The organism is Mesorhizobium sp. B3-1-8 (genome assembly GCF_006439495.1).
In the GTDB taxonomy this organism is placed as follows: Bacteria; Pseudomonadota; Alphaproteobacteria; order Rhizobiales; family Rhizobiaceae; genus Mesorhizobium.
Genome location: NZ_VFTK01000041.1, coordinates 34844 through 57976 on the forward strand (window position 1 = coordinate 34844; position 23133 = coordinate 57976).

The 23133-nt window shown below is 64.3% G+C and carries 21 protein-coding genes and 1 pseudogene; 18 read left to right on the forward strand and 4 right to left on the reverse strand.

Going from position 1 to position 23133, the window contains the following annotated elements:
• The first annotated feature begins 104 nt into the window (after window positions 1-104).
• Complete coding sequence (gene leuS, locus FJ424_RS28495; RefSeq protein WP_140658976.1) at window positions 105-2732, forward strand: leucine--tRNA ligase; 2628 nt, start codon at window positions 105-107, stop codon at window positions 2730-2732.
• A complete protein-coding gene (gene lptE / locus FJ424_RS28500; protein WP_140646467.1) occupies window positions 2719-3300 on the forward strand; it encodes an LPS assembly lipoprotein LptE in 582 nt (193 codons plus the stop codon). The genes leuS and lptE overlap by 14 nt, the downstream gene beginning before the upstream one ends.
• Before the next feature lie 381 nt (window positions 3301-3681).
• On the opposite strand, the gene fsa is transcribed toward lptE, so the two are convergent.
• Window positions 3682-4338 carry a fructose-6-phosphate aldolase gene (fsa, locus tag FJ424_RS28505; protein WP_140658977.1) on the reverse strand — a complete coding sequence of 219 codons (657 nt, stop codon included), beginning with the start codon at window positions 4336-4338 and terminating at the stop codon, window positions 3682-3684.
• A 90-nt stretch (window positions 4339-4428) separates the two neighbouring features.
• On the opposite strand from fsa, the gene FJ424_RS28510 reads away from it, so the two are divergent.
• Window positions 4429-6612, forward strand: coding sequence for a primosomal protein N' (locus FJ424_RS28510; RefSeq protein ID WP_140658978.1), 2184 nt, complete (start codon window positions 4429-4431; stop codon window positions 6610-6612).
• Window positions 6613-6623: 11 nt separating this feature from the next.
• On the opposite strand, the gene FJ424_RS28515 is transcribed toward FJ424_RS28510, so the two are convergent.
• Together FJ424_RS28515 and FJ424_RS28520 are read right to left on the reverse strand one after the other, a co-directional pair.
• Window positions 6624-7079, reverse strand: a complete 456-nt coding sequence (locus FJ424_RS28515; RefSeq protein WP_140658979.1) for a type II toxin-antitoxin system VapC family toxin — start codon at window positions 7077-7079, stop codon at window positions 6624-6626.
• Window positions 7076-7318, reverse strand: coding sequence for a type II toxin-antitoxin system Phd/YefM family antitoxin (locus FJ424_RS28520; RefSeq protein ID WP_140646473.1), 243 nt, complete (start codon window positions 7316-7318; stop codon window positions 7076-7078). The genes FJ424_RS28515 and FJ424_RS28520 overlap by 4 nt, the downstream gene beginning before the upstream one ends.
• Window positions 7319-7382: 64 nt before the next feature.
• On the opposite strand from FJ424_RS28520, the pseudogene FJ424_RS28525 reads away from it, so the two are divergent.
• The 7 genes and pseudogenes from FJ424_RS28525 to FJ424_RS28555 all read left to right on the forward strand — a co-directional run bounded on the left by FJ424_RS28525 (window position 7383) and on the right by FJ424_RS28555 (window position 13974).
• Window positions 7383-8077 (forward strand): annotated as a pseudogene (locus FJ424_RS28525) (aspartate/glutamate racemase family protein).
• A 94-nt stretch (window positions 8078-8171) separates the two neighbouring features.
• Window positions 8172-8567 carry a DUF4345 family protein gene (locus tag FJ424_RS28530; protein ID WP_140546140.1) on the forward strand — a complete coding sequence of 132 codons (396 nt, stop codon included), beginning with the start codon at window positions 8172-8174 and terminating at the stop codon, window positions 8565-8567.
• 235 nt (window positions 8568-8802) lie between these two features.
• Complete coding sequence (locus FJ424_RS28535; protein WP_140658980.1) at window positions 8803-9363, forward strand: F0F1 ATP synthase subunit delta; 561 nt, start codon at window positions 8803-8805, stop codon at window positions 9361-9363.
• Complete coding sequence (atpA, locus tag FJ424_RS28540; protein WP_140646477.1) at window positions 9363-10892, forward strand: F0F1 ATP synthase subunit alpha; 1530 nt, start codon at window positions 9363-9365, stop codon at window positions 10890-10892. The genes FJ424_RS28535 and atpA overlap by 1 nt, the downstream gene beginning before the upstream one ends.
• Window positions 10893-10926: 34 nt before the next feature.
• Complete coding sequence (locus FJ424_RS28545) at window positions 10927-11811, forward strand: F0F1 ATP synthase subunit gamma (protein WP_140658981.1); 885 nt, start codon at window positions 10927-10929, stop codon at window positions 11809-11811.
• 65 nt (window positions 11812-11876) lie between these two features.
• Window positions 11877-13457: a F0F1 ATP synthase subunit beta gene (gene atpD, locus FJ424_RS28550; protein ID WP_140658982.1), complete on the forward strand. Its 1581-nt coding sequence runs from the start codon at window positions 11877-11879 to the stop codon at window positions 13455-13457.
• A gap of 109 nt (window positions 13458-13566) precedes the next feature.
• Window positions 13567-13974, forward strand: coding sequence for a F0F1 ATP synthase subunit epsilon (locus tag FJ424_RS28555; RefSeq protein ID WP_095769727.1), 408 nt, complete (start codon window positions 13567-13569; stop codon window positions 13972-13974).
• Between the two features lie 193 nt (window positions 13975-14167).
• Here the strand turns inward: FJ424_RS28555 and FJ424_RS28560 are convergent, their stop codons facing one another.
• Entirely contained in the window at window positions 14168-15706 is a 1539-nt protein-coding gene (locus FJ424_RS28560) for a mannitol dehydrogenase family protein (protein WP_140658983.1), read from the reverse strand.
• Between the two features lie 164 nt (window positions 15707-15870).
• On the opposite strand from FJ424_RS28560, the gene uxaC reads away from it, so the two are divergent.
• The 8 genes from uxaC to FJ424_RS28600 are packed head-to-tail and all read left to right on the forward strand — an operon-like array spanning window position 15871 to window position 22966.
• Window positions 15871-17274, forward strand: a complete 1404-nt coding sequence (uxaC, locus tag FJ424_RS28565) for a glucuronate isomerase (RefSeq protein WP_140658984.1) — start codon at window positions 15871-15873, stop codon at window positions 17272-17274.
• 37 nt (window positions 17275-17311) lie between these two features.
• A complete protein-coding gene (locus tag FJ424_RS28570; RefSeq protein ID WP_140646489.1) occupies window positions 17312-18289 on the forward strand; it encodes a TRAP transporter substrate-binding protein in 978 nt (325 codons plus the stop codon).
• A gap of 5 nt (window positions 18290-18294) precedes the next feature.
• Window positions 18295-18876 carry a TRAP transporter small permease gene (locus FJ424_RS28575; RefSeq protein ID WP_140658991.1) on the forward strand — a complete coding sequence of 194 codons (582 nt, stop codon included), beginning with the start codon at window positions 18295-18297 and terminating at the stop codon, window positions 18874-18876.
• A gap of 3 nt (window positions 18877-18879) precedes the next feature.
• Window positions 18880-20160, forward strand: a complete 1281-nt coding sequence (locus FJ424_RS28580; protein ID WP_140646490.1) for a TRAP transporter large permease — start codon at window positions 18880-18882, stop codon at window positions 20158-20160.
• Between the two features lie 11 nt (window positions 20161-20171).
• Window positions 20172-20945 carry a FadR/GntR family transcriptional regulator gene (locus FJ424_RS28585; protein ID WP_140658985.1) on the forward strand — a complete coding sequence of 258 codons (774 nt, stop codon included), beginning with the start codon at window positions 20172-20174 and terminating at the stop codon, window positions 20943-20945.
• Between the two features lie 38 nt (window positions 20946-20983).
• Window positions 20984-21835: a 5-dehydro-4-deoxy-D-glucuronate isomerase gene (kduI, locus tag FJ424_RS28590; protein ID WP_140658986.1), complete on the forward strand. Its 852-nt coding sequence runs from the start codon at window positions 20984-20986 to the stop codon at window positions 21833-21835.
• Window positions 21832-22599: a 2-dehydro-3-deoxy-D-gluconate 5-dehydrogenase KduD gene (gene kduD, locus FJ424_RS28595; protein ID WP_140658987.1), complete on the forward strand. Its 768-nt coding sequence runs from the start codon at window positions 21832-21834 to the stop codon at window positions 22597-22599. Before kduI ends, kduD begins: the two co-directional genes overlap by 4 nt.
• Window positions 22600-22633: 34 nt before the next feature.
• A complete protein-coding gene (locus FJ424_RS28600; protein ID WP_181166918.1) occupies window positions 22634-22966 on the forward strand; it encodes a cupin domain-containing protein in 333 nt (110 codons plus the stop codon).
• Window positions 22967-23133: the final 167 nt, after the last annotated feature.

Consider the following 23133-nt stretch of genomic DNA (forward strand, 5'->3'; position numbering starts at 1 on the left):
TCCGCTCCGGTTCTCGGAACCCGCCATTTTCGGCTCGGCCTGATCTGAATATCAACACGCCTTGATCCAGCACCGCGCACCTGCTTTTAAGTGAAAAACATCCGATGGCAACCGAACGATACAATCCGCGCACCTCAGAGCCCAAATGGCAGAAGGCCTGGGCCGAAAAGAAGCTGTTCGAGGCCCGCAACGACGACCCGAAGCCGAAATATTACGTGCTCGAGATGTTCCCCTATCCGTCGGGCAAGATCCATATCGGCCACACCCGCAACTACACGATGGGCGACGTGGTGGCGCGCTACAAACGCGCCAAGGGTTTCAACGTGCTGCACCCGATGGGCTGGGATGCGTTCGGCATGCCGGCCGAAAACGCCGCAATGCAGAACAAGGTCCACCCCAAGGACTGGACCTATGAAAACATCGCCGTCATGCGCGAGCAGCTCAAGATGATGGGCCTGTCGCTCGACTGGGCACGCGAGTTCGCGACCTGCGACGTCGGCTATTACCATCGCCAGCAGATGCTGTTCCTCGACTTCGTCGAGAAGGGGCTGGTGACGCGCAAATCCTCCAAGGTCAACTGGGATCCGGAGGACATGACGGTGCTCGCCAACGAGCAGGTCATCGACGGCCGCGGCTGGCGCTCGGGCGCGCTGGTCGAGCAGCGCGAGCTGACGCAGTGGTTCTTCAAGATCACCGACTTCGCGCAGGACCTGCTGGACTCGCTTAACGGGCTCGAAGAGTGGCCGGAAAAGGTCAAGCTGATGCAGCACAACTGGATCGGCCGCTCGGAAGGGCTGCTGATCCGGTGGCCGCTGGCGGCGCCGGTCGGCGACATGAACGAACTGGAAGTATACACGACCCGGCCCGACACCATCTTCGGCGCCTCCTTCATGGCGGTCGCCGCCGACCATCCGCTGGCGAGAAAAGCCGCCGAGACCAATGTCGAGCTGGCCAAGTTCATCGACGAGGTCCGCCACATGGGCACCTCGGTGGCAGCGCTGGAGACGGCCGAGAAGAAGGGCTTCGACACCGGCATACGCGTCGTCCATCCGTTCGACGAGAACTGGACGCTGCCGGTCTATGTCGCCAATTTCGTGCTGATGGAATACGGCACCGGCGCCATTTTCGGCTGCCCGTCGGGCGACCAGCGCGACCTCGACTTCGCCAACAAATACGGCCTGCCGGTGATCCCGGTGGTGATGCCGGAAGACGCCGACGCAAAGACCTTCCAGATCATCGAGGAGGCCTATGTCGACGACGGCGTGATGATCAATTCGCGCTTCCTCGACGGCATGAAGCCGCAGAGGGCTTTCAACGAAGTCGCGAAGCTGTTGGAAGAAAAGACGATCGGCGGCCGGCCGATGGCGGAACGCAAGGTGAATTTCCGCCTGCGCGACTGGGGCATCTCGCGCCAGCGCTACTGGGGCTGTCCGATCCCGATGATCCATTGCGAGCATTGCGGCGTCGTGCCGGTGCCGAAGGCCGACCTGCCGGTGAAGCTGCCCGACGACATCGAGTTCGACCGTCCGGGCAATCCGCTCGACCGGCACCCGACCTGGCGGCATGTGAAATGTCCGCAATGCGGTCGCGGTGCGCGGCGCGAGACCGACACGATGGACACCTTCGTCGATTCGTCCTGGTATTTCGCGCGCTTCACCGCGCCCTGGGCGAACGAGCCGACCGAGCCGAAAGCGGCCGACGAATGGCTGGCGGTCGACCAATATATCGGCGGCATCGAGCACGCGATCCTGCATCTGCTCTATTCGCGCTTCTTCACCCGCGCCATGCGCGAGACCGGTCACCTCGATCTGGCCGAGCCATTCAAGGGCCTGTTCACGCAAGGCATGGTCGTGCACGAGACCTACCGCGTCGGCGGCCCGTCCAACAACGGACGCTGGCTGTCGCCAAGCGAGGTCAGGCTCGATGACGTGGGTGGCAAGCGCCGCGCCGTCGAGATCGCCACCGGCGAGGAGGCGACGGTCGGCGCGCTTGAGAAGATGTCGAAGTCGAAGAAGAACACGGTGAGCCCGGAAGAGATCACCGACGGCTACGGCGCCGACACCGCGCGCTGGTTCATGTTGTCGGACTCGCCGCCGGAGCGCGACGTCGAATGGACCGACGACGGTGCGGCCGGCGCGCACCGCTTCGTGCAGCGCGTCTGGCGCCTGGTGCAGATCGCAGCCGAGCAGCTTGCCGGTGTGAAACCGGCGGCGGCGACGGATGGCGAGGCGGGCGCCGTGTCCAAGGCCGCGCACAAGATCCTGAAGGCGGTCGGCGAGGATATCGAGAAGCTCGGCTTCAACCGGGCGATCGCGCGTATCTACGAGCTGGCCAACGCGCTGGCGACGCCGCTCGCCGACGTTGCCGAGGGCAAGGCCGATGCCGCGCTGAAAGGCGCCTGCCGCGAGGCGGTGGAGATCCTGGTGCACATCATCGCGCCCGTCATGCCGCATCTGGCGGAAGAGTGCTGGCAGGAGCTCGGCGGCGCCGAGATGGTCGCCGAACGGCCCTGGCCGGTCTACGATCCTGCTCTGGTCGTCGACAACGAGATCGTGCTGCCGGTACAGGTCAACGGCAAGAAGCGGGGGGATTTGACAATTGCGCGCGACGCGGATCAAGGTGCCGTCGAAAAAGCGGTGCTGGCCCTCGACTTCGTGCAAAAAGCACTGGAAGGTAAGGCCCCGCGCAAGGTGATCATCGTGCCGCAGAGAATCGTCAATGTCGTTGCCTGATCCGGTGAAGTCAGAAGCGGCCCGCCTGCGCGGCCGCTTGGCGGTCTGCGGCATGGTCGCCGCGCTCGCGCTGGTCTCGGCCTGCACCGTGCGGCCGCTCTATTCCAACCAGCCGCTGTCGCCCGGATCGCGGCTCAGCGCGTCCGCCGAGCTCGGCTCGATCTCGATCAAGCCGGTCAATACCCGCTACGCGCAGCAGGTGCGCAACAATCTGATCTTCGCCTTCGGGCAAGGCTCGGGCGAGCCGGCCTCGCCGGCCTACACGCTCGATCTCGGCGTCACCGAGCTCGTCGAATCGGCGGCCATCGTGCAGGTGCAGACCCAGGAAGACGAGCCGACGGCGGGCACGGTCACGCTGACCGCCAATTACGTGCTGCGGGACACCGCGACCAACACGGTGATTGCCGTCGGCAAGCGCTCCATCCCGTCGTCCTTCGACCGGCCGCGCCAGGAATTCGCAGCCTACCGCGCGCAGATCGACGCGGAGAACCGCGCCGCACGCGAATTGGCCGACCTTCTGCGGCTGTCGATCGCGCAGGACCTGGCCAAGCACGGCAAAAGGGCCTAGTTCCTCGCCGGGGATTGGCTGAAGCCTTCCGAACTTCGTCATCCTAGGGCGGAGCAGCCGCGAAGCGGCGTCGCGTAGACCCTAGGATCCATTCCGTTACCTCGGCCCGAAGGTGCAGCGGAGCAGAATTTCTGCACCGTTGCGACGCTAGTATGTCACGGAATGGATCCTCGGGTCTGCGCGCGTCGCTTCGCTCCTTGCTCCGCCCATGGATGACGATCGCGATAGGCGTCCCGGCCAATCGCCAAGGCATGTGACTTGCCAAGGCATAGACACTTTGCCACGAAAAAGGCCGGTTGCCCGGCCTTCTTCGCTACTTTTTGCCTTGCGCAATTCCCAGACGGAAAATCGTTACATACTTTTCCTGGAACTGTTCCGGCCTCAGCCGATCTTCTGGCCGGTCTTGGCCCAATCGGCGAGGAAGGCGGCGAGGCCCTTGTCGGTCAGCGGGTGATTGACCAACGCCTTCAGCGTCGCCGGCGGCGCGGTGACGATATCGGCGCCGATCAGGGCGGCCTGCTTGACGTGGTTCACCGTGCGCACCGAGGCGGTCAGGATCTCGGTCTTGAAATCGTAATTGTCGTAGATGGTGCGGATTTCCGAGATCAGCTCCATGCCGTCCGAGCCGGTGTCGTCGATGCGGCCGACGAAGGGCGAGATGAAGGAGGCGCCGGCCTTGGCGGCCAGCAAAGCCTGGTTGGCCGAGAAGCAGAGCGTCACGTTGACCATGCGGTTCATCTCGGTGCGGATGGTCTTGCAGGCCTTCAGGCCGTCGAGCGTCAGCGGTACCTTGATGGCGATATTCGGCGCGATCTTGGCCAGCACCTTGGCTTCCGCCATCATGTCCTCGTACTCGGTCGCCACGACCTCGGCCGAAACCGGACCCTCGACGATGTCGCAGATCTGCTTGGTGACGTCGATGATCTTGCCACCCGATTTCAGGATCAGCGACGGGTTGGTGGTGACGCCGTCGAGCAGCCCAAGATCGTTGAGCTCCTCGATTTCCTTGATGTCAGCGGTGTCGACAAAAAATTTCATGGCGGTCTCCTTGGGGATTGCCGGGCGCCAGCCAGGCAGATGCGAGGGTCCCCTTTGATCTAGACCAAAGTCAGGGCAAGGTCACGCCTGATGATGGAAGATTCGCCCTTTGTCGCAGCCGCGCCCGTGCTGGTGCCGATGCCGGCCGAACGGCCCTACACCTATGCCGTGCCGCCGGGCATGCGCGTGGTGCCGGGCTCGATCGTGCGCGTGCCGCTCGGGCCGCGCCAGGTCGCGGGCATCGTCTGGGACGGCGCCGTCGAAACCGTCGATGCGAAGAAACTGCGGCCGATCGAGGAGGTGTTCGACTGCCCGCCGATCGATAGAGCGATGCGCCGCTTCGTCGACTGGATCGCGCAATACACGCTGTCGGCTCCCGGCATGGTGGCGCGCATGCTGCTCAGGGCCCCCGAGGCTTTCGACCCGGAGCCGTGGATCGAAGGGCTGCAGCGCACGCTGGCCGAACCGGACCGGTTGACGGATGCGCGGAGGCGCGTGCTGGAGACGGCCGAAGGCGGACTTGCCTGGACGCGCTCCGGGCTGGCGCATGCCGCGGGCGTGTCCTCGACCGTCATCGACGGATTGCGGGCACAAGGCGTGTTCGAGACGGTGATGATCCCGCCGCGTCCGGTGGTGGCGGCGCCTGATACCAGCCATGCCGTGCCGGAGCTGATGCCGGACCAGAATGTCGCGGCGGAGAAGCTGCGCGCGGCAATCGCGGCCGATACTTTCAATGTCACCCTTCTCGACGGCGTCACCGGGTCGGGCAAGACGGAAGTCTATTTCGAGGCGGTGGCGGCTGCGCTCGACAAGGGCAGGCAGGTGCTGATCCTTTTGCCGGAAATCGCGCTTACCCACGCCTTCCTGGAACGCTTCCAGGATCGCTTCGGCGCCAAGCCGGCCGAGTGGCACTCCGACCTGCCGCCCCGGATGCGCGAACGCGTCTGGCGGCAGGTTGCGGAGGGCGGCGTGCGCGTCGTCGCCGGGGCGCGCTCGGCGCTGTTCCTGCCGTTCAAGGAACTCGGCCTGATCGTCGTCGACGAGGAGCACGATCCCGCCTACAAGCAGGAGGACCGCGTCTTCTACAATGCGCGCGACATGGCGGTGGTGCGCGGCCATATCGGTGCTTTCCCGGTCGTGCTCGCCTCGGCGACGCCGTCGGTGGAAAGCCGGGTCAACGCCGGCCAGGGCCGCTACGGCCGGGCGGTGCTGTCGTCGCGCTTCGCCGAGGCGGCGCTCCCAGACCTGAAGTCGATCGACATGCGGCGCTCGCCGCCGGCGCGCGGCGGTTTCCTGTCGCCGGTCTTGCTGGAGCAGATGCAGCGCACGCTGGAGAGGAAGGAGCAGTCGCTGCTCTTCCTCAACCGGCGCGGCTATGCGCCGCTGACGCTCTGCCGGGTCTGCGGCCATCGCTTCGGCTGCCCGGTCTGCTCGGCCTGGCTCGTCGAGCACCGGTTTCGCGGCCAACTCGTCTGCCATCATTGCGGCCATAATGAGCGGCGGCCGGAGGCCTGCCCGGAATGCGGCACGCTCGACCATCTGGTGGCCTGCGGCCCCGGCGTCGAGCGCATCGCCGAGGAGGTGGTGGCGCATTTCCCCGAGGCCCGCACCATCGTGCTTTCGTCCGACCTTCTGGGCGGCGTACGCCGTCTGCGGCTCGAACTCGAGGCCGTCGCCAATGGCGAGGCCGACATCGTCATCGGCACGCAACTCGTCGCCAAGGGTCACAACTTTCCCGGCATGACGCTGGTCGGCGTGGTCGACGCCGATCTCGGGCTCGCCAATGGCGATCCGCGCGCCGCCGAGCGCACTTTCCAGCTGCTCAGCCAGGTGACGGGGCGCGCCGGCCGCACCGGCAAGAAGAGCCTCGGCCTCTTGCAAACCTACCAGCCGGATCATCCGGTGATGCGGGCGATCGTCTCGGGCGATTCGGAAGCGTTTTACGAGCGCGAGATCGCCGAGCGCGAACGGGCGGCGCTGCCGCCCTTCGGACGGCTCGCCGGCATCATCGTCAGCGCCGCGACACGGGGCGAGGCGGAGAGCCATGCGCGGGGGTTAAGGCGCGCGGCGCCGCAGGCTTCCGACCTCTTCGTGCTCGGGCCGGCCGAAGCGCCGTTGTCGCTGATCGGCGGGCGTCACCGTTTCCGCCTGCTGATTCAGGGCGAGCGGCGCGCCGACATGCAAGGCTTCATCCGCGCCATGCTGGCCGACGGGCCGAAGCCGCGCGGCTCGGTCAGGGTGCAGGTCGACATCGACCCGCAGAGCTTTTTGTAAGAATGGGGTGACTAACCGTCGCTCGGCGGGTCTTGCAGTATATTCCAACACCAAACACCAAGCGCCTCAAAATGCCTGATGTTTGCAGTTATCACGGTGAGCTCGTTGGTTGCCGCCGTGGCCGCGACCAATATGTCTGCTAGACCGGGATTCTTCCCTTGTGCAGAGGCTGCCTCCTCCATTTGACCCGCCCTTCGCGCTATATCGGCATTGACCTCTAGAATCTGATCAGCGAAGTCTTCAATGGTTTCATTGAGCCAGGCAGTGAGACCCTCGGCGCGTTTTGTGGCCCCGGCGCGGGCCAGCTTGCATATGCCTTTCTCGATTTCAGTGATCGCTATAACCGGTATGAAGAGTGCCTGCTTTGCACCTTGGGTCACGATCCAGGTGGCGACGTCTTTTGCAAGCGGCGGCCTTCCAGGCGCGAATGCCGATAAGATGGAAGTATCCACAAGATAGCCGCTCAAAGGTCGATATCCCGCGACGGCGACTCATTCCTTTCAAACTCGATTCCTCCCGGATAGGTCAGAAGGAATTCCCCGAAATTTCGACGCTCGACCGGATAAAGCTTTTGCAAGTCTTCGACCGAAACGATGGCGGCTGCTGGCTTACCATGCTTTGTGATGATGGTGGGCTCGCCGCCCTCCGCGGCCTCGACGAGCGCCGAGAACCCTGCCTTGGCTTCCCGAACTTGCATTGTTTTCACAGCAACCTCCTTGTGGTCTCATGTAGTCATAATATAGGAATTGCTGAGGAAGGACAGCGCGATCATGAAAACCCTCGGCCTCATCGGTGGCATGAGCTGGGAATCGACCGCGATCTATTACCGCCTGCTCAACGAGATCGTGCGTGAACGGCTCGGCGGCCTGCACTCGGCGAGGCTGCTCCTATGGTCGTTCGATTTCGCCGAGATCGCCGAACGGCAGCATGCGGGCGATTGGGAAGGCGCTGGCGCTCTTCTGGTGGAAGCCGCGCGCAAGTTGGAGGGGGTGGCGCCGAGGGCCTGGTGGTCTGCACCAACACCATGCACAAGCTGGCCGACGATGTGCAGACTGCCATATCGATCCCGCTCATCCACATCGCCGACGCAACTGGGCGCGCCGTTGTCGCCGCGGGCGTCAAACGGCCGGCGCTGCTCGCGACGCGCTTCACCATGGAGCAGGATTTCTACAAGGGTCGGCTTGCCGACAAATACGGCCTCCAGCCGGTGGTGCCGGACCAGGCCGGCCGCGACATGGTTCACCAGGTGATCTATGACGAGCTTTGCCAGGGCGTCGTCAAAGGCGAATCGAAATCCGCCTATCTCGACGAAGTCGGCCGGATGCGGCACGCCGACGACGTGGACGGCGTCATCATGGGCTGCACCGAGATCACCATGTTGATCGGCCAGGGCGATTTCGACGTTCCGGTGTTCGATACGACGCGGATCCATGCCGAGGCCGCAGTCGATTTCGCGCTCGCTTGATGCGCTGTACCTAATGTGCCCGCCATCCTCTGGCGCGGTTTCATTCCCTCGCTAGAATGCCTGTGTTTCAGAACAAGAAATACGAGGGGGATTTATGGACTTCGCGTTTCCGTGGCCCGCGAGCCAGGGTGAATGGCTGGCCTGGTCGAGCGCCGTCGTGACCCTGGCCCTCGGCCTGTTCCTGTTCCTGGCGCCGGGGCTTGCCTTTCGCGCGCTGCGCCTGCAGCCAAGGCCGGAGAAAGCGGCGGCGATCGCCGAAGGACGCGGCCGCATGTCGGGCTTCTATCTCGGCGTCAGCCTGTGCTGCATCCTCCTGGCGCAGCCGCTGCTTTACATGGCGCTGGGCTTCTCCTGGCTGTTCACCGCCTTCGGCCGGCTTCTGTCGATGATGTCGGACGGCGCCAACACCCCTTTCAACTGGGTTTCGATCGTGGTTGAATTGGCATTGGCGGCGCTGCCGCTGGCCTTTGCCTTCGGCTTCGTTCCGTGAATTCGACGCTTGAGCTTGGCCTTCGCCGCCTGATGCGACAAAAGTGCCTGAAAACCATGCCGGACGATGCATTGCGGTCTTAAAAAGCCTGTGCTAGACGGCAATCGACTTTCGACCGGGGATAGCGGAAGCCGCGCCTCCGTGCTTGGAAAAATGCAGTAAGGTCAAAGATTTAGCCAGAGTTTTCGCTCGCGCCAACAATCTGCGGCCTGTCAGACAAGAGAAAAGACGGTCCGTGGCCCAATCGTCATCGCCAATCTCAGCTGTCGCCGAACGCTATGCAGGCTCGCTGTTCGAGCTCGCGCTGCAGGACAATTCCGTCGCCAAGGTCGAGGCCGACCTCGGCGGCTTCGAGGCAATGCTCAATGACAGCGACGATCTCTCGCGGCTGATCAACAGCCCGGTGTTTTCCAGCGAGGACCAGGCAAAGGCCATCGCCGCCATCGCCGACAAGGCCAAGATCACCGGCCTGGTCGGCAATTTCCTGCGCGTCGTGGCCAAGAACCGCCGCCTGTTCGCGGTGCCCGGCATGATCAAGGCGTTCCGCCAGATCGCGGCCGACCATCGCGGCGAGGCGTCCGCCGAGGTCACCTCGGCGCATGCGCTGACGACCGCGCAGCAGGATGAACTCAAGGCGACGCTGAAGGGCATCGCCGGCAAGGACGTGGCCATCGCCATGACCGTCGATCCGTCGCTGCTCGGCGGGCTGATCGTCAAGATGGGCTCGCGCCAGATCGATACGTCGCTCAAAACCAAACTCAATTCGCTCAAGCTTGCACTGAAAGAGGTCGGCTGATGGACATCCGCGCCGCGGAAATTTCCGCAATTCTGAAAGACCAGATCAAGAATTTCGGCAAGGAGGCCGAGGTCTCCGAAGTCGGTCAGGTTCTGTCCGTCGGTGACGGCATCGCCCGCGTCTACGGCCTCGACAACGTCCAGGCCGGCGAGATGGTCGAGTTCCCGGGCGGCATCCGCGGCATGGCGCTGAACCTCGAAGCCGACAATGTCGGCGTCGTCATCTTCGGTGCCGACCGCGACATCAAGGAAGGCGACACCGTCAAACGCACCGGCGCCATCGTCGACGCGCCTGTCGGCATGGGCCTGCTCGGCCGCGTCGTCGACGCGCTTGGCAATCCGATCGACGGCAAGGGCCCGATCAAGGCAACCGAACGCAAGCGTGTCGACGTCAAGGCGCCCGGCATCATCCCGCGCAAGTCGGTGCATGAGCCGATGTCGACCGGCCTCAAGGCCATCGACGCGCTGATCCCTGTCGGCCGCGGCCAGCGCGAGCTGGTCATCGGCGACCGCCAGACCGGCAAGACCGCCATCATCCTCGACACGATGCTGAACCAGAAGTCGGTGCACGACAACGGTCCCGAAAAGGAAAAGCTCTACTGCGTCTACGTCGCCGTCGGCCAGAAGCGCTCGACCGTCGCGCAGTTCGTCAAGGTGCTGGAAGAGCGCGGCGCGCTCGAATATTCGATCATCGTCGCCGCCACCGCGTCCGATCCGGCGCCGATGCAGTTCCTGGCACCGTTCACCGCCTGCACCATGGGCGAATATTTCCGCGACAACGGCATGCATGCGCTGATCAGCTACGACGATCTGTCGAAGCAGGCCGTCGCCTACCGCCAGATGTCACTCCTGCTGCGCCGCCCGCCGGGCCGCGAAGCCTATCCGGGCGACGTCTTCTACCTGCATTCGCGCCTGCTCGAGCGCGCCGCCAAGCTCAATGACGACAACGGCAACGGTTCGCTGACCGCGCTGCCGATCATCGAGACGCAGGCCAACGACGTGTCGGCCTACATCCCGACCAACGTGATCTCGATCACCGACGGCCAGATCTTCCTCGAAACCAACCTGTTCTTCCAGGGCATCCGCCCGGCGGTGAACGTCGGCCTGTCGGTGTCGCGCGTCGGCTCCTCGGCGCAGATCAAGGCGATGAAGCAGGTCGCCGGCTCCATCAAGGGCGAGCTCGCGCAGTATCGCGAAATGGCTGCCTTCGCGCAGTTCGGCTCCGACCTCGACGCGGCGACGCAGCGTCTGCTCAATCGCGGTTCGCGCCTGACCGAGTTGCTCAAGCAGCCGCAGTTCTCGCCGCTGAAGGTCGAGGAACAGGTCGCGGTGATCTTCGCCGGCGTCAACGGCTATCTCGACAAGCTGCCGCTGAACCAGGTCGGCAAGTTCGAGCATGGCCTGCTCAGCCACATGCGCTCGGCCGGCAAGGACGTGCTCGACGCTATCCGCAAGGAGAAGGCGCTGTCGGACGATTTGCGCGCCAAGCTCAAGGCCGAGATCGACGCCTTCGCCAAGACCTTCGCCTAACAACAAGCCGGACGCACGGGATCAGGTTTGAAGCATGCCTTCATTAAAAGACCTTCGTAACCGTATCGCCTCGGTCAAGGCGACGCAGAAGATCACCAAGGCGATGCAGATGGTCGCCGCGGCGAAGCTGCGTCGTGCGCAGGAAGCGGCGGAAGCGGCGCGTCCCTATTCCGAGCGCATGGGCGCGGTTCTGGCCAACATCACCCAGGCGATCGGCGGCGGCGGCGATGCCCCGGCGCTGATGACGGGCACCGGCAGGGACGATGTGCATCTGCTCATCGTCTGCACGGCCGAGCGCGGCCTGTGCGGCGGCTTCAACTCGCAGATCGCGCGCCTTGCCCGCGATCACATCCGCAGGCTGCTGGCCGACGGCAAGCAGGTGAAGATCATCTGCGTCGGCAAAAAGGGCTATGACATCCTGCGCCGCGACTACGCTTCGATGATCCTCGAGCGTGTCGACCTGCGCGAGGTCAAGACTCTCGGCTTCGTCAATGCCGATGCGATCGCGCGCAAGGTCATCCATCTCTTCAACGAGGGCGGCTTCGACATCTGCACGCTGTTCTATTCGCAGTTCAAATCGGTGATCAGCCAGATCCCGACGGCGCAGCAGATCATCCCGGCGGCACAGGCTTCGGCCGTCGTCGAGACGGGCAACGGCGCCACCGCTGTCTACGAATACGAGCCGGAGCCGGGCGAGATCCTCTCCGACCTCATCCCGCGCAACATCGCCGTGCAGATCTTCCGCGCGCTTTTGGAAAACGCGGCCGGCGAGATGGGCGCCAAGATGAGCGCGATGGACAATGCGACGCGCAACGCCGGCGACATGATCAACAGACTGTCGATCACCTACAACCGCCAGCGGCAGGCGCAGATCACCAAGGAACTGATCGAGATCATTTCGGGCGCCGAGGCGCTCTAATCACGCGCCGCGCGGGACACCCGGCGGACGGCGTGAACAACGGATAGACGAAAAGGGCAAAGACGATGGCGAAAGCAGCTACCCCGAAGACCGCCGCCAAGGCGGCAGAGGCCCCCAAAGCGGCGACGAAGGCCGCTCCGGCCAAGAAGGCGGCCGCTCCGGCCAAGGCAGCAGCCCCCGCCAAGGCGGCAGCGACCGCCAACGCGCCGGCCTTTGCGGCCAAGCGCGTCGGCGCCGCCGGCAAGGTCCGCCAGGTCATCGGCGCCGTCGTCGACGTGCAGTTCGAAGATCACCTGCCGGCCATTCTGAACGCGCTGGAAACCGACAATGTCGGCAATCGCCTGGTGCTCGAGGTTGCCCAGCATCTCGGCGAGAACACCGTGCGCTGCATCGCCATGGACTCGACCGAAGGCCTGGTCCGCGGCCAGGACGTCTTCGACACCGGCGCGCCGATCTCGGTCCCGGTCGGCCCGGGCATGCTCGGCCGCATCATCAACGTCATCGGCGAGCCGGTCGACGAGGAAGGCCCAGTCGACGGCGTCGAACTGCGCTCCATCCATCAGCCGGCTCCGGCCTATGTCGACCAGTCGACGGAAGCGCAGATCCTGGTCACCGGCATCAAGGTTCTCGACCTCTTGGCGCCTTACGCCCGCGGCGGCAAGATCGGCCTGTTCGGCGGCGCCGGCGTCGGCAAGACCGTGCTCATCCAGGAGCTGATCAACAACGTCGCCAAGGCGCATGGCGGCTTCTCGGTGTTCGCCGGCGTCGGAGAGCGCACCCGCGAAGGCAACGACCTCTATCACGAGTTCATCGAATCGGGCGTCAACAAGAAGGGCGGCGGCCAGGGTTCGAAGGCAGCACTCGTCTACGGCCAGATGAACGAGCCGCCGGGCGCGCGCGCCCGCGTCGGCCTGACCGGCCTCACCGTCGCCGAATATTTCCGCGACCAGGGCCAGGACGTGCTGTTCTTCGTCGACAACATCTTCCGCTTCACCCAGGCTGGCTCGGAAGTGTCGGCGCTGCTCGGCCGTATTCCTTCCGCCGTGGGTTACCAGCCGACGCTGGCCACCGACATGGGCGCGCTGCAGGAACGCATCACGACGACGACCAAGGGTTCGATCACCTCGGTGCAGGCCATTTACGTGCCGGCCGACGACTTGACCGACCCGGCGCCGGCGACATCGTTCGCCCACCTCGACGCCACGACCGTGCTGAACCGCGCGATCTCGGAAAAGGGCATCTACCCGGCCGTCGATCCGCTGGATTCCACCTCGCGCATGCTCGACCCGATGGTCGTCGGCGAGGAGCACTACCAGGTCGCCCGCCAGGTGCAGTCGATCCTGCAGCGCTACAAGTCGCTGCAGGACATCATCGCGATCCTCGGCATGGACGAGCTTTCGGAAGAGGACAAGCAGACGGTTGCACGCGCCCGCAAGATCGAGCGCTTCCTGTCGCAGCCCTTCTTCGTCGCCGAAGTGTTCACCGGATCGCCGGGCAAGCTGGTCGATCTCGCCGACACCATCAAGGGCTTCAAGGGCCTTTGCGCCGGCGACTACGATCACCTGCCGGAAGCCGCCTTCTACATGGTCGGCGGCATCGACGAGGCGGTCGAGAAGGCGCAGCGCCTCGCGGCTGAAGCGGCATAATGAAGCGAATAGGGAGTAGTGAGTAGTGAGTAGAGAATAGCGGTGTGATCCGGACGGTTGCGTCCCTTCACTACTGACTACTCACTATTCCCTACCTGCTAAGTTTTACATGGCTGAAGCTTTCAAGTTCGAACTGGTCTCGCCGGAGCGGCTGCTCGTTTCCGAGCAGGTGGAGTCCGTGGTCATTCCGGGCGCCGAAGGCGAGATGACCGTGATGGCGCAGCACGCGCCGGTCATGACCACGATCAAGCCTGGCGTCGTCACGATAAAGACCGCGGGCGGCAAGGAAGAGCGCTTCGTCGTGTTCGGCGGTTTCGCCGACATCCTGCCTTCCGGCTGCACGCTTCTTGCCGAATCGGCGACGCATGTGAACGACATCGATCGCGCCGATCTGGCTCGCCGCATTCAGGAAGCCAAGGAAGACGCCGCCGACGCCAAGGACGACGAGAGCCGCAGCAAGGCCGAGCAGTTCCTCAGCCAGCTCACCACGCTGGAAGGCGCTCTGCTGCCGGCCTGATTTCGGCTGCCGACAAGCGATCGAGAAAGCGGGGCCTGCCCCGCCTTTTTTGTTTGCCCGTTTTTTCGTTTGCGAAACAGTCCCGAATGCGAATGGGCTCGACTACGCCCGCACTGCGGGTGGTGAACGGGTCGGCCGGCGAACAAGTGTGAAGCCGCCCAGCTCACCGCCGAGCCAATGCCAGGCACAAACGCTATCCGGCCGTTCCGCTCTTGCCATTAATGCCGAGCGCGGCGAGAGCCAGCTTCGGGCCGCCCTGCTTGAAATGGACGAGATGCGTGGCGACAAATTCGATCAATTTCCGCCGCTCCGGGTGACCCTTGGCAAAGCCGGCGAGATCGAACACCGCCGCCGTCATCTCCGCCGTCGGCAGATTGCGGCCGAACAGGTCGCTGAGGGCGGCATCGAGCGGATCGGTGAAATGGCTTTCCGGCAATGTCTTGCCGCGCGCGGCGCAGGCGGCGATCCAGGCGGCGACAACCAGCGACAAATGTTCCGGCAGCAGACCCGCTTCCAGCCGGGCTAGGGCGGAGGCGATGATGCGCTGCGGCAGCTTCTGGCTGCCGTCATTGGCGATCTGCGCGGTGCGGTGAGCAAGCGCGGTGTTGGAAAAGCGCGTGGCGAGCTCGGCCGTGTAGGGGATCGGGTCGAGCCCGGCATCCTGCGGCAGCGTTGGAATGGCCTCGGCCCACAGCCAGTCGACGAACTGCCGGATCGACGGATCGGCAAAGGCGCGATCGACGGTGGCGTGGCCGCTGAGCAGGCCGAGATAGGCGATGCCCGAATGCGCGCCGTTGAGCAGCCGCAGCTTCATGTCCTCGAACGGGCCGACATCCTCGACCATGGCGACGCCGAATTTCTCCCAGGCCGGCCGCCCGGCGGGAAAGCGGTCCTCGATCACCCATTGGCGGAACGGCTCGGTCATCACCGGCCACGCGTCATCGATGCCAAGTTGTTGCGCAACACGCGCCCGGTCGGCGTCCGTCGTCGCCGGCACGATGCGGTCGACCATGCTTGACGGGAAGGCCACGTCGTCGGCGACATGGCGCGTGAGGTCGGCATCGCCCTGACGGGCGGCCCCGGCATCGCCCTGGCGGGCGAGCCGTAGATCCCGGAGCTTCGCATATTCGATCAACAGCCGGTGCAGCGTGGCGCCGTTGGCCGGCAGGTTGTCGCAGCAGAGCACGGTGAAAGGTTGTGCGCCGGCCGCGCGACGGCGCGCCAAGGCCTCGGCGAGAAAGCCATGCGCGGTCTTCGGCGATCCGGGGTTGGCGAGGTCGTGGACAATATCGGGATGCGCGCTGTCGAGCGTGCCGTCGGCCGCCCTGAGATAGGCCTTTTCGGTGATGGTGAGCGTGACGATGCGGGTGCGCGGATCGGTCAGCGCGTCGAGCACCGCGCCTGGGTCTTCCGGGGCGACGAGCAAGGACTGGATCGAGCCGACGACCTGCAGCCGTTCGCCGGCGCTGTCCCTGATTGCCAGCGTGTAGAGCCCGTCCTGCGGCTTGAGCGCATCGCGCGTGTCGGGACTGCGCAGCGAAACCCCGACGATGCCCCAATCGCTCTCGCCATCCGCCAGGCAGGCATCGACATAGGCGGCCTGGTGGGCACGATGAAAAGCGCCGACGCCAAGATGGACGATGCCGGTCGCGACGGACTTGCGGTCGTAGCGAGGCACCAGAACTTCGGCCGGCAGCTCCGCAAAGGTAGCGTTTGACAGGCGGCCGCTCATGGAAGCCAGTCTCCGATCGGAAAACGACGGCAGCGACGTAACACCCGCTGTCACCATACACAATGGCCGCGTTCCTTTGGAAAGTCATCATACAACTGCATAATATTTGTATGTTGACATTATCTCTGACCGATCTACCAATAGCGAAGCCTGGGAGGAGCCGCGTGGCCGCATTGACCGATCCGGACCTGCTGTTCGCGCCGGAAACGCGATCATTGGCGCGCGACCTTTACGCGGATGTGAAGGACCTGCCGATCGTCAGTCCGCACGGCCACACCGACCCGCGCTGGTACGCGCTCAACGAACCGTTTCCCGATCCGGCGCAGCTCTTGATCATGCCGGACCATTACATTTTCCGCATGCTGTTCAGCCAAGGCGTGCGGCTGGAGGAACTCGGCGTGCCGACGCTCGACGGTTCGCCGGTCGAGACCGACGGCCGGGCGATCTGGCGGCGCTTCGCCGAACATTATTATCTCTTCCGCGGCACGCCGACACGACTCTGGCTCGACCATGTGTTCGAACATCTGTTCGGCATCGAGGAGCCGCTCACCGCGACCAGCGCCGACCGCATCTACGATACGATAGCCACGCTGCTGCAGCGCGACGACTATCGGCCGCGCGCGCTGTTCGAACGCTTCAACATCGAGGTGATTGCGACGACCGAAGGCGCGCTCGACGATCTCAAATGGCACCGGACGATCCGCGACAGCGGCTGGAACGGCCGTGTCGTCACCGCCTACCGGCCGGACGCCGTGGTCGATCCCGATTTCGAAGGGTTTGCTTCCAATCTCGATCGCCTCGGCGAGATCACCGGATGCAACACCGGAAGGTGGTCCGGCTATCTCGATGCGCATCGAAAGCGCCGCGCCTATTTCAAGGAATTCGGCGCGACCTCGTCCGATCACGGCCATCCGACGGCCGAGACCGCCAATCTTTCCGACGCGGCGGCCGAAGATCTGTTCAACCGCATCCGGAGCGGCTCCGAGGATGAGCGCGAGCGAAAACTGTTCCGAGCCCAGATGCTGACCGAGATGGCCAAGATGAGCCGCGACGACGCCCTGGTGATGCAGATCCATCCTGGATCATGGCGCAATCATTCGCCTTCTGTTTTCCAGAGATTCGGCCGCGACAAGGGCTTCGATATCCCGACCCGGACCGATTATGTGACGGCGCTGAAGCCGCTGCTCGACTGCGTCGGGCTGGAGCGCGACCTCACAATCATCCTGTTCACGCTCGACGAGACGAGCTATGCGCGCGAGCTTGCGCCGCTCGCCGGCGTCTATCCGGCGCTCAAGCTCGGGCCGGCCTGGTGGTTCCACGACAGCCCGGAAGGCATGCGCCGCTTCCGCGAGATGACCACCGAGACGGCCGGCTTCTACAACACCGTCGGCTTCAACGACGACACGCGCGCCTTTCCGTCGATCCCGGCGCGCCACGACGTCGCGCGGCGTGTCGACTGCGCCTTTCTGGCGCGGCTGGTCGCAGAGCATCGCCTCCGGGAGGAGGAGGCGCATGAGCTGGCGCGGGAGCTTGCCTACTCGCTTGCCAAGAAGGCGTACCGGCTCTGAGCCAGGGCATCCGTGATTTTTGAAGGGAGGAAAGAACATGTTGCGTATTTCGAGATTGCTGGCGGCGACATTCGCCATCGGGTCCTTGATGATCGGCACCGCGCGGGCCGAAACCGTCCTGCGCTCTTCGGACACGCATCCGGACGGCTATCCGACAGTCGAGGCGGTCAAATATATGGGCGAGCTGATCAAGCAGCGCACCAACGGGCGCTATTCGATCGAGGTCTATCATTCGGCGCAACTCGGCGAGGAAAAGGACACGATCGAGCAGACCCAAGCCGGCGTCATCGACCTCGATCGCGTCTCCATGGGGCCGTTCAACGGCATCGTGCCGGAAACCGCCGTGCCGTCGTTGCCCTACATCTTCCGCTCGGTTGAGCATATGCGCCATGTCATGGACGGGCCGATCGGCGACGAGATCCTGAAGGCCTTCGAAGCGCATGACCTTGTCGGACTCGCCTTCTACGATTCCGGCGCGCGCTCCTTCTACAACACCAAGAAGGACATCGCCTCGATGGCCGACATGAAGGGCATGAAATTCCGCGTCATCCAGTCGGACGTCTTTGTCGACATGGTGAACGCGCTTGGCGCCAACGCCACGCCGATGGCCTATGGCGAGGTCTATTCGGCGCTGCAGACCGGCGTCATCGACGGCGCCGAGAACAACTGGCCGAGCTTCGAATCCGCCAAGCACTACGAGGTCGCCAAGCACTACACGCTGGATCAGCACCAGATCGTGCCGGAGGTGCTGGTGATGTCGAAGGCAAGCTGGGACAAGCTCGCGCCGGAAGACCAGGCGATCGTGCGCCAGGCGGCCAAGGACAGCGTCGTCAAGATGCGCGAGCTGTGGGACGCGCAGGAAAAGAAGTCACGCGACATCGTCGAGAAGGCCGGCGTCAAGGTCAGCGAGATCGACAAGCAGCCGCTGATCGACGCGATGAAGCCGGTCTACGACAAATATCTGTCGACTCCCGAGCTCAAGGACCTCGCCGCCCGTATCCAGGCGACGAAATGACCGGGATGGGCAACGGGCCCGGTGGCACGGAGGTTTCCGCGCTGCCATCCGGCCGGTCGGGTCCGAAAGGGTTCTGGTTGCGGGTGGAACGGACCCTTTCCGGGCTTGCGCGGTTGGCGTTATGGGTAAGCGGCACCGGGCTGACGCTGATGACTGTCATCATCTTCTGGCAGGTTTTCTCGCGCTACGTGCTGAACCGCTCGCCGAGCTGGACCGAATCCTCATCCGTGCTGCTCATGGGCTGGTTCATCTTTCTCGGCGCCGCCGTCGGCGTGCGCGAGCGCACGCATCTCGGCTTCGACGTGCTGCTCTATGTCTTGCCTGCCTCGGCCAAGGCGGTGCTGCGCAGCATTTCCGATCTCGTCGTGCTGGCCTTCGGCGCCGGCATGATCGTCTATGGCGTGCAGCTGGCCAGGCTGACCTGGAACACGGTGATGCCATCGCTCGCCTTGCCTGGCGGCGTCAGCTTCCTGCCGGTCATCCTGGGTGGCGGGCTCGTCTGCCTGTTTTCACTCGAGCGGCTGGCGGGGCGCTTTGCCGGGCTGCCGGTCGATGCCGACATCTACGCAGCCGGCGAGGAGCTTTGAACCATGGCGCTGATCGTGCTTTTCGGCACTTTCGTCTTCCTGCTGGTTATCGGCACGCCGATCGCGTTCTGCCTCGGCGTCGCCAGCTTCGCGACGATCCTCACGATCGGCCTGCCACCCGTCGTGGTGTTCCAGCGGCTCAATTCCGGCGTCAGCGTCTTTTCGCTGATGGCCATCCCGTTCTTCATCTTCGCCGGCGACCTTATGGTTCGCGGCGGCATCGCCGCCCGCCTGGTGGCATTGGCCGGGTCCCTGGTCGGCCACCTGCGCGGCGGTCTGGGCCAAGTCAACATTGCCGCGTCGACCATGTTCGGCGGTATTTCCGGTTCGGCGGTGGCCGATGCCTCAGCCGTCGGCGGGCTGATGATCCCGCAGATGAAGGCGCGCGGCTACGGCGTCGACTATGCAGTCAACATCACCTCCGTCGGCGCCATCATTGCGCTGCTGATCCCGCCGTCGCACAACATGATCATCTATTCGATCTCGGCCGGCGGCCGCATCTCGATCGCGGATCTGTTCACCGCTGGCGTTCTGCCGGGGCTGTTGCTGGCCTTGTCACTGATGGTCACCGCCTATCTGGTGGCAAGCCGGCGCGGCTATCCGACGGAACCGTTTGCCGGTTTCGGCCGGGCCTTGCAGTTGCTTGTCGCCGCCATCCCCGGGCTGATCCTGATCGGCATCATCTTTGGCGGCGTCCGATCCGGTATCTTCACCGCCACCGAAAGCTCGTGCATCGCCATCGTCTATGCTTTCCTGGTGACATTGATCATCTACCGGTCGATGAGCTGGAACGATTTCGTCACCGCGACCACCGCGGCGGTGCGCACGACAGCGATGGTGCTGATGATTATCGGCTGCGCCGCGGCCTTCGGCTGGCTGCTGGCCTATCTCCGGGTTCCGGCAGCGCTTGTCGCGTTTTTGCAGTCCGTGTCCGACAACAAGCTGGTCATACTGCTTCTGATCAATGTCGTCCTGCTCATCCTCGGCACATTCATGGATATGTCGCCGCTCATCATTATCACCACGCCCATCTTCCTGCCGGTGGTCATGGCCTACGGCGTCGATCCCGTGCATTTCGGCGTCATCCTGATCCTCAATCTCGGCATCGGCCTTTGCACGCCGCCGGTCGGCGCGGTGCTGTTCGTCAGTTGCGCCATCGGTCGCATTCCCATCTGGACGGCAATGCGCTCGATCTGGCCGTTCTATGGCGCGGCCTTCGCGGTGCTGATGCTTGTCACCTACATACCGGAAATCTCATTGTGGCTGCCGAGCCTGTTCCATTAGGAGGGCACCACGTGTCCCAAACAGTTGCCGACCTCAGGGTCGAACGCAAGCCGAAACTGTCGGAGACAGTGGTCGCGGCGATCCGCAAGCAGCTCTTGGCAGGCGAGGTTCCGCCCGGACAGAAGCTGCCAACCGAAGGCCAGCTGACGGAGACTTTCGGCGTCAGCCGCACGGTCATCCGCGAGGCGCTGGCCAAGCTTGCCGCCGATGGCCTGGTCGAAGCGCGGCAAGGCGCCGGCGTCTTCGTCAGCGAGCACATCTCGACGACCTTCGGCGTTTTGGCCGCCGACATGGGAGCCAAGGATTCGGTCGCGCTCAACGTGCTCGAGGTCCGCCTCGCGATCGAGATCGAATCGGCGGGCCTAGCCGCAATCCGACGCAACGCCGCCCAGGAGGCCGCGATCCAGGAGGCCTTCTTCGAGTTCGAGCGGCTGCTGCTCGCCAGTCAGCCGACCGGCCCGGCCGACCTCGCCTTCCACCGCACGATCGCCAGCGCCACCAACAACCCGTTCTATGTCGAGATGCTCGATGTGCTGGGACGCCGCGCCATTCCCTGCGACGTGACCTCGCCCTGGTCGACAGAGATCGTCCAGTCGGACGAGTACCAGCGCGGCCTGCAGCGCGAGCACCTCGTCATCCTCAATGCGATCTCGGCGGGCGATGCCGAGGCCGCGCGCGAGGCGATGCGCACGCATCTGACCCGCAGCCAGCAGCGCTACCGCGAGCGGCTGCAGGCCAGACAGGCCTATTATGCCAATTCGCTGAAAGCGGCATCGACCGAGTGACCGTCAGACAAGGCCTAGAAATGGACCAGAGCCTAGAAATGGACCAGACACACACCGAATTTTCCTCGCGCTTCGCCATCGATCCTATCGCCGCCGCGGCCATGGGGACCGACGAGCTGCGCCACCATTTCCACGTCGAGGGGCTTTTCCAGCCGGGCCTTGTCAGCCTGACTTACACGCATTACGACCGCATGATCGTCGGCGGCGCCATGCCGGTCGACAAAATCCTGCCGCTCGAGGCGATCAAGCCGACCGGAACCAAGGCTTTCCTCGACCGCCGCGAACTGATCGCCGTCAACATCGGCGGCGCCGGGACCGTCATGGCCGACGGCCTGCCTTACGAATTGGCGGCGCGCGACATGGTCTATCTCGGCATGGGCACCGAGCAGGTGTCGTTCGCCTCGGCGGAGCCCGACAAGCCGGCAAAATTCTACCTGCTGAGCGCGCCGGCGCATCGGACCTATCCCAGCCGGTTGATCCGCATCGGCGACGCCAGGCGGCTCGACCTCGGCAGCCAGGCGACCAGCAACGAACGCTCGATCTTCCAGTTCATCCACGCCGATGGCGTCAAGACCTGCCAGCTCGTCGTCGGCATGACGCAACTGGCGCCTGGATCGGTGTGGAACACCATGCCCTGCCATGTGCATGACCGGCGCATGGAAGCCTATCTCTATTTCGATCTGCCGGAAGGGCAGCGCGTCTTCCACTTCATGGGCGAACCGGACGAGACGCGCCACATCGTCATGCGCAGCGAGGAGGCGGTGCTGTCGCCGGGCTGGTCGATCCATTCGGGCGCCGGCACATCCAACTACGCCTTCATCTGGGCGATGGCCGGCGACAATGTAGACTATACCGACGTCGACCAGGTGGCGATGGATCAATTGCGGTGAGCGATATTTCCGCCTTCAGCCTCACGGGCAAGCGCATCCTGGTCACTGGCGCCAACACCGGCATCGGGCAAGGCATCGCCGTGTCGGTCGCGCGCGCCGGCGGCATGGTCGTCGGCGCAGGCCGCTCGGCGATGGACGAGACGGCCGGGAAGGTCGCGGCGGCGGGGGGCAGCTTCGAAGCGGTGAAAGTCGACCTCGGCGATCCAGCCGAGGCAGCCGCGATGCTCGACCGGGTCTGGGGCGAGAGTGGCCCGCTGGACGGCCTCGTCAACAATGCTGGCATCATCCGGCGCGCCGACGCGGTCGACCTCAGCGAAGCCGACTGGGACGAGGTGATGGACGTCAATTTGAAGACGGTCTTTCGCCTCTGCCAGGGTTTCGCGAGGCGCGTGCTTGCGGATCCGGGACGGCGCGGCAAGATCGTCAACATAGGCTCGGTGCTGAGCTTCCAGGGCGGCATCCGCGTTGCCTCCTACACGGCCTCGAAGCACGGCGTGCTCGGCCTCACAAGGCTGCTCGCCTGCGAATGGGCGGCGAAAGGCATCAACGTCAACGGCATCGCGCCGGGCTATATCGAGACCAACAACACCGAAGCCTTGCGCGCCGATCCCGACCGCAGCGCCGCGATCCTCGGGCGCATCCCGGCCGGACGCTGGGGCCAGCCCGCGGATATCGGTGACGTGGCGGTGTTCCTGCTCGCGCCGGCGTCGGACTACGTGCATGGCACGGTCATGCCTGTCGATGGCGGCTGGCTGGCGCGATGACAGTTTCCCGCCCATTTCGAACGGACGTTGAGTGATGACCGATATCTTTTCCCACGCGGGCGAAAAAGCCTGGGAGCCGACGGCGGACGGCAACAGGCGACGCGTGCTGGTGCACACCGATGAGTTGATGATGGTCGAGTTCGCCTTCGACAAGGGCGGCATCGGCGCGCTGCATTCGCATCCGCACGTCCAGGCAAGCTATGTCGCCGAGGGCCGCTTCGAGGTCACCATCGACGGCCGATCGGAGATCCTCGAAACAGGAGGCAGCTTCATCGTGCCGTCCAATCTCGTGCATGGCGTCAAGGCGCTGGAGGCCGGGCGGCTGGTCGACAGCTTCGCGCCCTGCCGAGCCGATTTCCTGGGCTAGATCGTGATGGCGTTTCGTTGAATCGCCATCACGATCTAACTCTTTGCTGGAGCATGATCTTTCTCCGAAAACCGGTTCCCACTTTTCGGGATCATGCTCTAAGGCCTGTTGATATTCATCTGGAGCTTATGATGGCGGCGGCGAGATGGACGAAGGCGGAGAAGCTC